Source organism: Mesorhizobium sp. LSHC420B00 (assembly GCF_000503055.1).
Classification (GTDB): Bacteria; Pseudomonadota; Alphaproteobacteria; order Rhizobiales; family Rhizobiaceae; genus Mesorhizobium.
In genome coordinates, this window is the sequence record NZ_AYVY01000047.1 from 1 (window position 1) to 13,034 (window position 13,034).

11 protein-coding genes and 1 pseudogene are annotated in these 13,034 nt (G+C 63.2%); 5 read left to right on the forward strand and 7 right to left on the reverse strand.

The window, feature by feature from the left end; all coding sequences use genetic code 11:
- The 3 genes from X760_RS0140270 to X760_RS71790 form a co-directional block, all read left to right on the forward strand.
- The coding region (locus tag X760_RS0140270; RefSeq protein WP_031195286.1) for a DUF1403 family protein at positions 1–296 on the forward strand (296 nt) is incomplete at its 5' end.
- 2 nt (positions 297–298) lie between these two features.
- Complete coding sequence (locus tag X760_RS71785) at positions 299–1,000, forward strand: SMC-Scp complex subunit ScpB (protein WP_051409785.1); 702 nt, start codon at positions 299–301, stop codon at positions 998–1,000.
- Positions 997–2,814, forward strand: a complete 1,818-nt coding sequence (locus X760_RS71790; RefSeq protein WP_023722825.1) for an SWIM zinc finger family protein — start codon at positions 997–999, stop codon at positions 2,812–2,814. The genes X760_RS71785 and X760_RS71790 overlap by 4 nt, the downstream gene beginning before the upstream one ends.
- 82 nt (positions 2,815–2,896) lie before the next feature.
- Here X760_RS71790 and X760_RS71795 read toward each other — a convergent pair whose 3' ends face one another.
- The 5 genes and pseudogenes from X760_RS71795 to X760_RS78615 all read right to left on the reverse strand — a co-directional run bounded on the left by X760_RS71795 (position 2,897) and on the right by X760_RS78615 (position 9,213).
- Positions 2,897–5,215, reverse strand: coding sequence for a DEAD/DEAH box helicase (locus tag X760_RS71795; RefSeq protein WP_245278782.1), 2,319 nt, complete (start codon positions 5,213–5,215; stop codon positions 2,897–2,899).
- A 154-nt stretch (positions 5,216–5,369) separates the two neighbouring features.
- The gene (locus X760_RS71800) at positions 5,370–6,437 is read right to left on the reverse strand and encodes a TniQ family protein (RefSeq protein WP_023722827.1); all 1,068 of its coding nucleotides are present in this window, start codon (positions 6,435–6,437) and stop codon (positions 5,370–5,372) included.
- 5 nt (positions 6,438–6,442) lie between these two features.
- A pseudogene (locus X760_RS71805) lies at positions 6,443–7,320 on the reverse strand (TniB family NTP-binding protein).
- Between the two features lie 7 nt (positions 7,321–7,327).
- The gene (locus X760_RS71810; RefSeq protein WP_245278783.1) at positions 7,328–8,971 is read right to left on the reverse strand and encodes a Mu transposase C-terminal domain-containing protein; all 1,644 of its coding nucleotides are present in this window, start codon (positions 8,969–8,971) and stop codon (positions 7,328–7,330) included.
- Between the two features lie 44 nt (positions 8,972–9,015).
- Positions 9,016–9,213, reverse strand: coding sequence for a hypothetical protein (locus tag X760_RS78615; RefSeq protein ID WP_031195293.1), 198 nt, complete (start codon positions 9,211–9,213; stop codon positions 9,016–9,018).
- Here X760_RS78615 and X760_RS71815 point away from each other — a divergent pair.
- Positions 9,121–10,152 carry an RHE_PE00001 family protein gene (locus tag X760_RS71815; RefSeq protein ID WP_280940438.1) on the forward strand — a complete coding sequence of 344 codons (1,032 nt, stop codon included), beginning with the start codon at positions 9,121–9,123 and terminating at the stop codon, positions 10,150–10,152. The two genes, X760_RS78615 and X760_RS71815, sit on opposite strands and share 93 nt — an antisense overlap.
- Positions 10,153–10,501: 349 nt before the next feature.
- Here the strand turns inward: X760_RS71815 and X760_RS76930 are convergent, their stop codons facing one another.
- Complete coding sequence (locus X760_RS76930) at positions 10,502–10,783, reverse strand: hypothetical protein (RefSeq protein ID WP_156948341.1); 282 nt, start codon at positions 10,781–10,783, stop codon at positions 10,502–10,504.
- Positions 10,784–10,828: 45 nt separating this feature from the next.
- Between X760_RS76930 and X760_RS71825 the strand changes: the two genes are divergently transcribed.
- Positions 10,829–12,613: a RecQ family ATP-dependent DNA helicase gene (locus X760_RS71825; protein ID WP_023722834.1), complete on the forward strand. Its 1,785-nt coding sequence runs from the start codon at positions 10,829–10,831 to the stop codon at positions 12,611–12,613.
- On the opposite strand, the gene X760_RS77680 is transcribed toward X760_RS71825, so the two are convergent.
- A complete protein-coding gene (locus X760_RS77680) occupies positions 12,610–12,816 on the reverse strand; it encodes a hypothetical protein (RefSeq protein ID WP_023722835.1) in 207 nt (68 codons plus the stop codon). The genes X760_RS71825 and X760_RS77680 overlap by 4 nt on opposite strands.
- Positions 12,817–13,034 lie beyond the last annotated feature (218 nt).

Sequence of the window (13,034 nt, forward strand, 5' to 3'; positions counted from 1 at the left end):
AAAAGTTCGAGCGGGCGGTCTGCCTCGCGGTCGCGCAAGCCTCGGTGGAGGCCTGCCGGCTGGCCGCCGACATCGCCCGGAACGCCGCCCGGCTTGCCGCGGCGGCGCCCAAGCTCAGGGCGAAAGGGGCGGGGGAGGCGATCAGGTTGCTTCTCGACGAGGACGCCGTGCCCGGCTCGCTGCAGACGCCCCATCTGTCGCGATGGGGCGCGCGGCGCCTGTTCGAGCGGCTGACCGGTCTCGGCGCGGTGCGCGAACTGTCCGGCCGCGCCACCTTTCGCATCTACGGGCTGTGATGATGGCGGCGCGTCCGACGAAGGCTCGCCGAGGAAATGGGGATGGGCAACGACTGTTGCTTGACCGAGATCTCGACCACCTGCCGCCGGAGGTTCGGTGGCGTGAATGGATGGGGCGGGTCGAGGCCGTCATTTTCGCTTCCCACCAGCCGGTGTCGCGGGAGGTTCTTGCGCGGATGGTGGGCCGCGACTGCAATCTCGATCTTCTGATCGACGACATCCGCGCCGAACTGCGCGGCCGACCCTACGATCTAGTGGCGGTCGCCGACGGCTGGCAGCACCGCACCCGGCCGGCTTTTTCAGACGCTATCCGCGCCGCTTCGGGCGTCAGCGAACAGACCGTCGACCTGTCGCAATCGGAAGCGCTGGTGCTGATGACGGTGGCGTATTTCCAGCCGATCACCCGCGCCGAGCTGTCCGGTTTTTTCGGCCGCGAGATCAGCCGCGACCTCATTGGCAATCTGCGCGGCGCCGGCTTCATTGCTTCCGGACCGCGCGCGCCGCAGCCGGGGGCGCCCTACACCTATGTGACGACGAAGACCTTCCTGTCCCACTTCAGCTTCGAGACGCTGCGCGATCTCCCCGACATGGAGAAGCTCGAGGACGCCGGCCTGCTCGACAAGGCAAAACTGCTCGCCGACTTGTCCGGCGCGCTCGGCATTGTCAGCGAAGACGCAGAGGCGGAGGAGCAGGGGCTGCCATGACGCCACCGCCATTCGGGGAAGACACGATCCGTGCCCTCGCCACCGAGGAATCCTTCGCGCGCGGCAAAAGCTACTTTCGCAGCGGGGCTGTTTCCGAACTCGTGCGCCGCGGCGATGTCCTGACCGCGCAGGTCGAAGGCAGCGAATTCGCGCCTTACGTCGTGTCGGTCAGGCTCCGCGATGGCGGCGTCGCCGACACGCGCGGCGTGATCGAGACACGCTGCTCCTGCCCCTACGACTGGGGCGGCGCCTGCAAGCATGTCGTCGCCGTGCTCCTGAAGTTTGTTGCCAAGCCGGGCGAGGTCGTGGAAAGGCTTCCGCTCGCGGACATGCTCCGGGACCTCGATCGGGCGGCGCTGGCGGCGCTGCTGATCAGCCGGGCCGAGGAGGATCCGGGCTTGGTGCTCTGGCTCGAGGCGGAACTGGCCGTCGGCGCGCCGGACGGATTTTTGGCGGGTGCGCGTCGCACCGCCGTCGATCCGAAACCGATCAGACGGCAGGCTGAGGCGCTGCTGTCGGGGCGCAATTCCCGAAGACGCGGCTGGAGCGACGATGTCCCCGCGATCGACGAGGACGGCGTCGCGGCGCTGATCGACAAGGCGAGGCCTTTCCTCGAGGCGGGTGACGGTCGCAACGCCCTCGCCATTTTGGAGCCGGTCACCGAGGCCCTGGTGCCCGCATGGCTCGAACAGGCCGACTGGGACGAAACGCTGCACGAGTTTTTTCCCGTGCTCGGCCAACTGATCGCCGAGGCGGTCCTGATGAGCGATCTCGCACCTGGCGAACGCGACGACCTGATGGCGCGGCTCGATGTCTGGCAGGGCGAACTCGACGGCTACGGCCTCGACGACCATCTGCAGGTCGCGATCGATGCGCTCGAACAGGGCTGGGATGAGATCGGTCTTGCGGACGTGATGGCCGGCCGGGGACGAACCTGGCCGCTCTCGGGCCTGGGCGACTGGATCATGGAGCGGCTGACGGAAGCCCGGCTGCGGGTGCTCGATATCGGCGGGCGGGCGGAGGAATTTCTCAACCTCGCCAGAGCGGCGGGACGGCATGGCGATCATGCCGCGATGCTCGTGCGGCTGGCACGTGTCGCGGAAGCTGCCGCTTATGCCCGGAAACAGTTTCGCTCCGCCGAAGAGGTTCTGCTGCTCTCACAGGTCTTGAAGGAGGCGGGACAGATCGACGAGGCGCTGGAACTGGCCGAATGGGGTCTGACGCTGAAGGCGGAAGAGGACCGCTCCTATGGGATTGTCGGTCTCGCGCGCTGGCTGCGCGATTGCGCCGCCGCGCTGGCCAGGAGAGAACCCGCATTGACGGCGGCGGGCGCCGCTTTCGAGCACAGTCTGTCGCTCGATGATTTTCGGGCGGCCGAGACCCTGGCCGGACCGGAATGGACGGCGATGCGCGCCCGCCTTCTCGCGAAGCTGGCGGCGGCGAAACACGCTCACGACCGGACCGAGATTTTCCTGAACGAAGGCAGGATCGACGAGGCGGTGCGGTCCGTCGACGTCGAGAACGTTTTGCGCAATCCGTCCAATACGGTTCTTATGCGCCTCGCCGAGGCGGCGCACGCCAGCCATCCCGACTGGGTCATCGATGTCTGCGAGCGCATGGCCGTCAACGTCATGGATTCGGGCCAGGCCGGATTCTACGAACTGGCGGCGCAGTGGCTGGAAAAGGCGGTGCTCGCCTATGATGCGGCGGGCCGGTTCGACGACTGGATCGAAAGAATCGACAAGCTTATCGAAAAACACCGGCGCAAGCACAAGCTCAAGCCGCTGCTCCAAGCGTTGCGCCCGGGCGCATAGGCATGGCCGGACGGCCTTGGAGAGCCAAACCGCCATATCGTCGCACGAACGCGGCAACATCGTCGATAGACCCTGACCGACGCTATTCCAGACGGTAGCCAAGGGTCCGATATCCGGTCCGCCGCTTCGCGGCCATACGCGCCAGAACCTGCACGGCCCCGTCGACATAATCATAGACGAGAACGTCGGACTTGCCCTGATGTTCGCGATGCAGGCGCCCGACATACTGGGCGAGCGTCCCCTTCCACGAGATCGGCATGGTCAGGAACAGCGTGTCGAGCCGATGGTCGTCAAAGCCTTCTCCGAGATAGCGGCCTGTCGCCAGAATGAGCCGTTCCTGATCGTCCGATACGCGAAGGGCAGCCTCGGCCGCATTGCGGTCCGCAGCCTTCATGCCGCCGCGCAGGACCACGAGATTGCGAGCAAACTTGGCAAATCGCGCCTGCAAGCGTTCGAGATGATCCCGCCGTTCGGTCAGCACGACCGGCGACCGCCCCGCTTCCAGCGCCTTCAGCACGTCGTCGAAGATCAGATCGTTGCGGGGCTCGTCCACAGCAAGCGCGGCATAGATTGCTGGCATCGAGGGGCGTTCCATGTTCGCAAGGGAAAGCGGAAGCTGGAATGTGGTCGATCGTTCCAGGACACGGTGGCTCAATGTGCTTTCGATTGCCTGGTGGCGCGCACTCGCGCGATACCGGACCGGTCCGCATTGCATGAAGATGATCGGATGGTGCCCGTCCTTGCGCGCGACAGTCGCCGACAGGCCGAGGACGTATTTCGCCTTGGCGCGCCGCGCCACCAGCTCGAAGCTTGCTGCGGACAGATGATGGCACTCGTCTACGACGAGATGGCCGTAGTCGGCCACCAGATCCGAAACTTCGCCGCGCCGGACAAGGCTCTGGATAAGCGCGATGTCGATAATGCCTGTCGGTTTGCGGCGCCCGCCGCCAATGACGCCGATATGCTGCGGGTCAATTGCGAGGAAGGCTTTCAGACGTTCGACCCACTGGGCGAGCAGTTCTCGGCGGTGCACGAGGATCAGCGTGTTGCGGGCGCGCTGCGCGATCAGTGCCGCGGTGACGACCGTCTTGCCGAATGCCGTGGCGGCAGCTAGCACGCCAAAGTCGTGCGCCGCCAGCGCTTCATTGGCTTCGACCTGCCTGCCCCTCAGCGCGCCGAGAAACCGTGTGCCTTCGGGAAGCGAAGCTCCCGATTCCCGGCGATCCTCCAGGTCGACGTCACCGCCGTGATTCCGGATCAGGCCGATCACCTCGTCCAGACAGCCGCGCGGCAGGCCGACATGACTCGGATGCACCTCCGCGCAGGAAATGATCCGGGGTTTGCCGAAGGTCGACAGGCGCATGGCCTGGGCGCGATAGAACTCCGGATTCTGGAAAGCAGCCAACCGAATGAGCCGCGCCACCATGGTGGCGGGCAGGCCGGTGCGTTCGACATAGGCCTGATCCGCGAGCACGATCTTGATTCGGTCTGGCAGCGGCTCGGTGACTACGATCGGAGCACGCCTGGAAGGCGTCATCCGCCAGGGCTCATCCGCTGCTTCGTCCTCGACCGGCAATCGCACGCCGAGCACGCGGCCCCGCATCTCCGCCTCGTCTACCAAGCGGCTCACCGCGTCGGCGGGCAGAAGCGGCAATGACGACAGGAACGCCCACTGGTCGGCATAGGGACGCAGATCTCGATCGACAAAGACGCTGTTGCCCTGTTCCCGCGCGCGCCGCTGCAGCGGAAGGGCGATGAGGTTCCCGAATCCGCCAATAGGCATGGTGTCCTGGCTTGGAAAGAAGCGGTCGTAAGAAGCAACGCCGATTTCCGGGCGTCGCTCCATGGTCTCGGTCACGAGGAGGGAGCCGAGCTGTCGCGCGGTGCGCGCCGGGATCGGTTCGGAGAAGAAAATCCAGAGATGCCCGCCATTGCCGGACCGCGACCGCTCGAGCGCGGAATCAATGCCCTTGGCATCGCAAGTTTCCATCATGGCGATTGCATCCGCGGACCAACTCTCGCCGTCGAAATCAGCCGCCAGGAACCAGCAGGTTTCGTCGAGCAGCAGCGGGTAGACCCCGGCAACGAAGTTCTCGGAGCCGCGTCGCGACCCGGTCGCGCCACGCAGATGGTTTTCAATTACGTCGTCGGAGACCGGAATGAAGGCCTGACGTGGACATTCGCCACATTTTACCCGCGGCTTGCCGCAGATTCCCTTCACCCACTCATTGGCGCAGGCCGGCGCATAGCCCGACCGCCCCGCCTTCCTGTTTTCCCAGCGGACCGGATGCACGTCCGATCGGCCAGCAAATAGGCGGCGGAACAGAGCAATTTTGTCTACCGCCGTTGACGCATTGGTGACCGGCGCGGCTTCGGCGAAAGGCGCGGACAGGTCCGCCAAGGGGAGCAGTGCCTGTGGCTGATCAAGCTCGACAAGTCTTGCTTCAAGGGCTCGTCGCTCCGCAGCCAGCGATTCCAGGCGGGCACGGATACGGTCAATCTCATCGTCTCTTTCAAAATCGCATTTCGACACAGCCTGAACCACTGTCTGTCAATCAAACGCCAGATATGTCAGCTCGGCCTCCAACAGGCCGATATGCTCTGGTACCATGACCACCTAACTGCCGTTCTCTAACACGTCGATAAGCGCCAATCAGGGCAGAAAGATCGACGCCCTGGATATCAATCGTCCTTTGGGGAGCTTCGTCCTCGATCATGACACGCTTGCGCATCCACTGGCAGAGCGGTTGCAAGGCTGCAGCAAGGCTACCGGCGGCGAGAATGCGCTGACGCCAGAAGATGATTTCGAAAGCCTCCGTCCCGGCCGTCAGATGATCGTGACATTCTTCTGCTATTTGGTCGAAACAGCGGATGCGCGCGGCTGAAGATAGGTTGATCAGCGTCCTGGCCGAGCCGGGATCAACGGCCGTCGGAAGGCTGAGGAGTCGCGCGATCAGCGAACTCTTTGCGAGAAAGCCCTTGGCGGCCTCCATGCGGAGCATGTCATGAAGGCAGCGCTCGAAACGCCGCGTTGCCGCTTTCACGCTGACTTTCGCGGCTGTTCTCAGGTCGAAATGGCAAGTGGCGCAATGATGCTGCGGAATAAGGCCCGATTGATTAAATGCTGCAGTGCCGCTGCCGCAAGACGGACACCGGTCACGCAGCCCGCAGCCGTGCATCGGGCAGGAGATACTGCTCGCCATCCGCCACCGCCGGCGGAAGTAAGGCGCCAAATCGGAGGTGAGGCACTGAGGGCAGAATTGCAGCCAGGTCGAGCGCCCTCGGTGGCCGGTCTGGCGCAGTGGTAGCAGGAGGCGCGTGCGCTCATCCTGCGCAAGGGTCATTGCAGCCAAAGTGTCTCGCGCAACTCCGGAATAGTGATGAAGCAGGCGCGCCGCGCCATCCGGCAGCGCAAGATCGAGCCGCGCCGACCACATGCCGCCGTCTATCCCGAAAACGTCGGCAAAATGGCGCGGTGCGATGCCATTGGCGAACGCCAGGCGATTGAGCCAGCTCGATAGCAGCTCATCCGCTTGCGGCACGACCACGACTGGCCAGCGGTCGGAATGAATCTCCCGGTAGTGCGACTGCACTTCGATCGCGAACTCGGCCGTGCCGGTCATAGCCGCTATAGCAGGGCTTCGCGCACCGGCGCCTGACGACGGGCCGAGAGTGGAATGTGGCCTAACCGATCGATCATCGCCATCGAGATGCACTCGGCGCCGGATCGGACGGCGACCGCCGCCGCCTTGGTGAGGATGGCGACGACCTCGCCGATCAGGCCCTCCGAGAGCGAAAAGATCTTGCGCGCCATCTCTTCCTCCGACAGGTCGGAGCTTTTGGCGAGCGGCAGGGCCGCCTCGAGACTGTCGAGGAGCGCCAGATATTCTTCGCCATAGCGCCACCGCGGGACCGCGCACAGCTCGAACCGGCTCGCCATTTCATCGGTCGCATTGATAAAGTCATAGACGGCGACCTCACCGATCAGCACCGGCGAGATGTCGTGAATCCGGCCAAGCCGACGCAGGAAGGCGAAGATCGCCTCGACGTCGCGGGTGCGGCCGCGTAACGCGTTGTGGAATTCGTCGAAGATCAGGATTCGGGGCGCGAGGCTGGCGAGCAAGTGATCGAGTTGCGCAGCCTTCCGACCACATTGCGGACGTTGCCGATCGGCGCTTTCAGCGCCTGAAGGACGCTGGCATAGAAATGGGCAAGCCCCGCGCCCTCGTGGGTTTGCACGATCCAGACCCGTTGCGTCGGAGACATCCTCAAATGCTCGATTGCGAATCGCTCGGCGACCATCGTCTTGCCGTTGGCGTAAGGACCAATCAGCATCAGGCCGCCGGTGCGCAGTGCAGCCGGACGGGAAAGCAAGTCGGCCAACCGCTCATGAGCGTCCAGCGCCGCGTGATGGCCGATCCAGCGCGGCGAGCGGATGAAGGCGATCCGCTCCTCGATGTTTCCATCGAGATAGGGCCGTACATGGTCGAGAAGATGATCGGCCATTCACGCGCTACCATTCTTCGATCGGCAGCCGCCGCTTTTGACGCACCGGGTGCTCCACCGGGGCCGGCGGCACCGGCGCCATTGCCTCATAAGGCTTGGAAGCTCCCGCCGCATGGCCAGCGCGAACGGCGTTGCGCAATTCCGTCTTCTTGTGCTTGGCGGTTCCGGCAACGGACGCAATCTCACGGCGGAGCTGGACCTTCTCGACATTCGACCGGGCATTCGCCATCCGGCGGTTGGCGCGGTCGCTTTCGTGCTCCCACAGGGTGACCGGCGTCAAAATCCCGTCACGGCGCCGGACCGAGCGAAAGGCGACACCTGCGGGGTCGCGGACATAGACATGACTGATGTCGCGCGGATCGTAACGAATCTCCAGCTTGCCCAACCGGTCGCGTTCGGGAACGAACGAACCGAGCCATGGCGCGTAATAGAACAGGGCAAACATGCTGATGCCTTGCGGCGTCAGGCGCCGTTCGGCACCCGGCAGAAACGTCAGCAGGACGTCATGCGCGTCGTAATTGAAGCGCGGATTATCCACCGCGTGTGCCTGCCACTCGGTAAGCGGCACTTTTAGCGTCTTGGCGTTCTCCTGGAGATTGTGATCGACGACAGCAAGCGCGACGCAACGCTCGAGATCGGCAAAGCTCAGGCAAGCACGTTTCTCGGACGGATATTCGTCACGGTCGGCCACCGATCGTCCGGTCGATCCCGGGTGCGTAGCAAGCACGGCATTGAGCTTGCCCAGCAGACGCTCGACCACACCACCCTGATGGACGCGGCCGCGGTCACGATATCGGATGCCGATGCCGTATTCCTCGCAGCCGCGCTGAAACGCCCGCCCCTTGAACTCCTTGGCCGAGTCCGTGACGAGTCGGCGTGGTCGGCCGAGCATTGGCCAGTCATGGTCAAGGCCGCGTGCGGCCATCCACTGCTCCTTCGGGCACATTGCGTGCGCAAGACAGAGTGCGACGGAGAGGGAAGACGGCTTTTCCAGGGACAGGCAGAAACCCAGAATGCAGCGCGAGAACACGTCGGTGAGGATGGTCAGGTAGGCGCGGCCGACGAAAATGCCGGCACCGTCGACCACCTCGACGAAGTTGATGTCGGTCGGCGTGTGATCGATCTGACAGACGTCGAGCGGGCGCGGGGCATGGATATAGCCCGGCCGCGGCTTGAGGCGACGAAGGTGCTTCGGGTTGGCTGACCGCCCCTTGGCAATCTCTTCCGGCGTGAACAAAGCCGGGATGCGGCGCGCGGCGGCAATGTAGGACGGCGGTCGAAGGCCGGCCTCCTCGCAACGCGCGCGGATTTCGGCGACGACAGGGGCAAGCGGCGGCGCTTCCAGAACAAGCCACTGCTCGCGCAATGTCGCAGCAATGATTTCCTCGATCTTCGACGGCAACCGCTTCCGGCGTGTGTTGCCCGTTTTCGGCAAGAGCACCGTTACTGTTCGGTCGTCACGATAGCGCGCCAGGAGATTGTAGATCTGACGGGTCGACAACTGCAGCTCAGCCGCTACGCGAGCAATCGCCGATCGGCGCGGCGCGGAACCATCGAGGACCTTGTCGAGTTCGCTCGCTATCCGCCGCGCCTGCGACCAGTGGTCGTCGGTCGCAGTTCGGGACGCGGCCGAAGGCCCCTTTTGCACCAGCTTCTGCAAGGCGGCACCCCATGATTGAAATTCTTAGCGAGAAATCAGTCGCGCAATACCACCCAAAGCCAACGCGGATATGACATTCGCAGGATTGAAATCCGCAAGTAAAAGCCACAACCGCGGCACTGACCCGCCTCGACGAGCGGCTGGCCCGCTCGCCCGTCCGCGACGGCTTTGTCGAACGCCAGAACTTTGCAGATGCCGCCGCCGCGCTGTGGATCGAGGGCGAGCTCGTGCACCTTGAGGATCTCGTCCTGCACGACGCCCATATGGACATCCGCACCCCGACCCATGAGCTCACCCGGGCACATGCGGTGCTGCGCGCCCGCCGCCACATTTTTGCGAACAAGCCGAACTGGGCGCTCGGCCGCGACGGGCTTTTGGCGCTGACTGGCCGCGGCGGCGCAGCTGCGGAGCCGGCGCAAAAAGGCCGCGACGGCGAGGGTGCCTGGCCTTCTGAAGAGGGCGTCGATGAGGGGGGGTCGTCGGCCGAGCAGGACGCGTTGGCGCACGAGTTCGCCGAAATCGACGCCTTGCTCGCCCGATCGACAAAGGTGCTCGCCGGCATCGAGGCCGGTCCAAAAAGGCCGATCGCGAACGACCGGCCGGCGCTGGTCTACGACCTCGACTGGGATGAGGATGCACGGCTGGTTGAATGGCAGGCAGTGCTGCAGGCAACAATCGACCTGCCCGCCGTGCTGCGCGTCGCGTTGCTTATCGACGCCTGGACCGAGATCGAGGTCTTGCAGCACGCGCCATGGCTCGGGCCGCTTTTGGCCGCGGCCCTGCTGCGTCAGACCGGCACGACCGCCAACCATCTCGCCAGTCTCTCTGTCGGCTTGCGCGCTATCCAAAGGGACCGGCGGCGCGCCCGTGAGAAAAGTGTGCGGCTGCTCGCTGTCCTCGAGACCATCCACGCGGCGGCATCGGCCGGGCTGAAAGAACATGACCGGCTGGTGCTGGCGCGGTGCCAGCTGGAGCGGCGCTTGCGGTCGCGGCGGACGAACTCGCAACTGCCGCGGCTGATAGACTTGGTCCTGGCGCGGCCGCTGGTGTCGACGGCCATGGTCCAGAAGGAACTGGAGGTCAGCCGGCAGGGTGCGCAGGATCTTGTAGGTGCGCTCAATCTGCGCGAAATCACCGGCCGAAAGCGGTTCCAGGCCTGGGCCGTTGTCTGATGACCGGGAATGCAGCGCGTTCTCGGCGTCCGTGCGTCGCCGCCGGCCCGTCGGGCCCTCGATCACCTCCAGCCGACCGGCATAGCCGTCGCTTGAGGCGTCCAATTGGACGCCCATTTTGCCGTCTCTATCCATGCAGTCACCTCCGTCCAAATCAGAGGATTCTTCGCATGGTCAGGCCAGGCTGAGCAGGGCCGGAATCGAGGGGGTCGGATGAGCGCTTACAGGCGTTCACACACGAGAAAGAATGGTTCGCTGCCATCGTGCGGGCGGCGACGGCTGCGGAAAGCTGCCTGGAAGCCAATCTTTGAATCTGGCGACATGTAACGCCTGGCACCGGATACTCAGATCAGGCCGCAGGCGGAGTAGCATTCGCCGTCGGCGAAAACCGTTGTCGAGAATTTCGGAGCGGGATTTCTGCGCCGATCTGCAGGGCTTCCTTGATCAGGCCACCCGGACTTTGAAGAACGACGGATATCCGCTCCTTTTTCTCTACCAGCTCGTGGAACCGATCGGTGGCGCCATCGGTGATCTCGCCCTTGATGCTGATAATTTCGAGGTCGCCCGGGAGATCGAGAAGTTCGACTTCGGCGGCTATCGCTGAACTTGAAAAGATTGCCAGCCCCATCATCGCGCAGACGGCTGCCCAACGCATCATAAAATTCAAGAACCCCCGTTGCCCAGCCTATTCTCTACCAAAGCGGTGGCGCTGATCAATGGTCAGTCTTTGGTAAACCCACGTCTGCTACAGGTCTGTACCTTCACGGGGGATGGGCATGACCGGATGATGGACCAATCGTCTAACGCAGGCACATGGCAGGTCACTCGCCTCCTGGTTCTCAAACGCGACAACTACCGCTGCGTGGCCTGCTCGACACCCGTGAAATCCGCCGAGGCTGATGTTCACCATCTCCTGCCGCGGTCAATGGGCGGAAGTGACGAACTCTCGAACCTCATCACCCTCTGCGATGGGTGCCACGCATCTCATCATCCAAATCTTGCAGGCGGACTAGCACGCAGGGTTATCGAAAGATGGGCGGTCAGGCTGGCCAGATGGCTGGATACTGACGGTCAGTATTCGGAAGCGGTCGCGAATTTCGGCCCGGCTCTCCGTCTCTTCGGGTTGGATCGGTTCCGCCAAGGGCAACTGCCGATCGTTCTGGCTGCCCTGTCAGGCAAATCCGTTCTCGTCGTCAGCCCAACCGGATCCGGCAAGACGCTGTGCTTCCAACTTCCTGCGGTTCTCCGTTGCGGTCTCACCATGGTTGTCAGTCCGCTGAAGACCCTGATGGCGGAGCAGGTATCGGACCTACTCGCCAAAAAGATTCCGGCCACCTTCATCAATAGCGATCTGAATGCAGAAGAGAAGCAAACGCGGTTTTCGTTGCTCGGCCAATCCGCGATCAAATTGCTGTATCTCGCACCCGAGCGGTTTTTCGTCCGCAGCGAGGAAGAGCGACAGCGCCTCAAGCAAACGAAGCCAACATTCCTGGTCGTCGACGAAGCCCATTGCGTCGACCAATGGGGTCGCGATTTCCGAACTGAATACGGCCGCCTACGTGAGGTCAGGGAGAAATTGGGATCGCCACCCGTGCTCGCATTTACTGCGACGGCAGGGAGGGAGATGCAGGAACGCATCCTGGCTTCGCTTGGTGTTGACGATGCCGTAGTTTTCGTCCGGGACGTAGACCGCCCCAACATCGCGCTCGCCCGTTGGAGGTGTGCGACCGAACACAGGGCAACGGAAATCGCTACTCTGCTCAGATTGCCTCAGCTCCGCGGCCAGAAGGCGATGATCTTCGTGCCGTCGGTAGCAGTCGGCGAGCACTTGCAGCAGGCACTATGCGATGGCGGGCTTGATGTCCCGTTGTACCATTCGAAGCTGGGAACCTCTTGGGATCGTCAGGAACTCGTGAAAAGATTCCTCGGGCAGAGCAGACCGTCAGTCGACCAGATCATTTGCACGAACGCGTTTGGGATGGGTCTCGATGTCCCGAACGTCCGCCTGGTGATCCACTGGCAGCAGTCGGCCTCTGTCGAGGATCAACTGCAAGAATTCGGCCGCGCGGGCCGGGACGGAAGGCCCTCTGTGGCTGTCATGTTCCACAATGGCTCAAGTGTAAACCGCGACGTCTCGCGTCTTCGATTCATGGCCGAGAAAACAGTCGCATCGACTGATGTCTTGATTGTCGATCGCGAACACAGGCTTGAACAACGCTTCCGCCAGATCGACCAGGTGAACGAGATGATGAGGTCGCAGAGCTGTATGAGAGAGGCGATCTCGACCTACTTCCAAGGCCCGAAATCCAGGGAACGTCCGAGTCTGTCAGTCAGAATTCTCGACTGGGTATTCGGGAGCCGCTCGCCCACAATGGGATTTCGAGCTTGCTGTGATCATTGCGACCGGGCCGAAATCAAGAGGCGTGGCATGAGCGGATACGTTGCCGGGGTTCTCAGCTAGCGATCTATGCGCCCTAGCCGATCTCGATCGTCTACAGATTTGTCAGCCGCCCGGATGATGCCTTTGGCAACCGGACGCTGCCCGATCCAGCTCACGGGTATCTTTGCCAAGGCCACCTTCTCGGGGCCCTTGAAGATGACCTCACCCTTGAGGCTGTCGAAATCGATGTCGAAAAGCAGCAGGTGATCAGTACTCGTGTCCATATGCCGAAAGACCGGTCCGCGTCCGTACCGGTTGCCTTCACCTGAACGGATCGCCCGTCAGCCGCATGGCAAACGATGACATGCCGCCTTGGATGACCGGGAAAGCGGCTGTCCGATTGGCAAGCTGACGGCCGACACGTACCAAATCGTGGTGAAAAAGGGGCTTCTCGAGTGAAGCAACGGGAAAGCTGTACGGCTTCATAATTCTGTTGCCGGGG

Coding starts and splice junctions, on each gene's coding strand:
- X760_RS77680 (WP_023722835.1), bottom strand. CDS start 12,816: ATGGACACGAGTACTGATCACCTGCTGCTTTTCGACATCGATTTCGAC.
- X760_RS76930 (WP_156948341.1), bottom strand. CDS start 10,783: ATGATGGGGCTGGCAATCTTTTCAAGTTCAGCGATAGCCGCCGAAGTC.
- X760_RS71790 (WP_023722825.1), top strand. CDS start 997: ATGACGCCACCGCCATTCGGGGAAGACACGATCCGTGCCCTCGCCACC.
- X760_RS71800 (WP_023722827.1), bottom strand. CDS start 6,437: ATGACCGGCACGGCCGAGTTCGCGATCGAAGTGCAGTCGCACTACCGG.
- X760_RS71785 (WP_051409785.1), top strand. CDS start 299: ATGGCGGCGCGTCCGACGAAGGCTCGCCGAGGAAATGGGGATGGGCAA.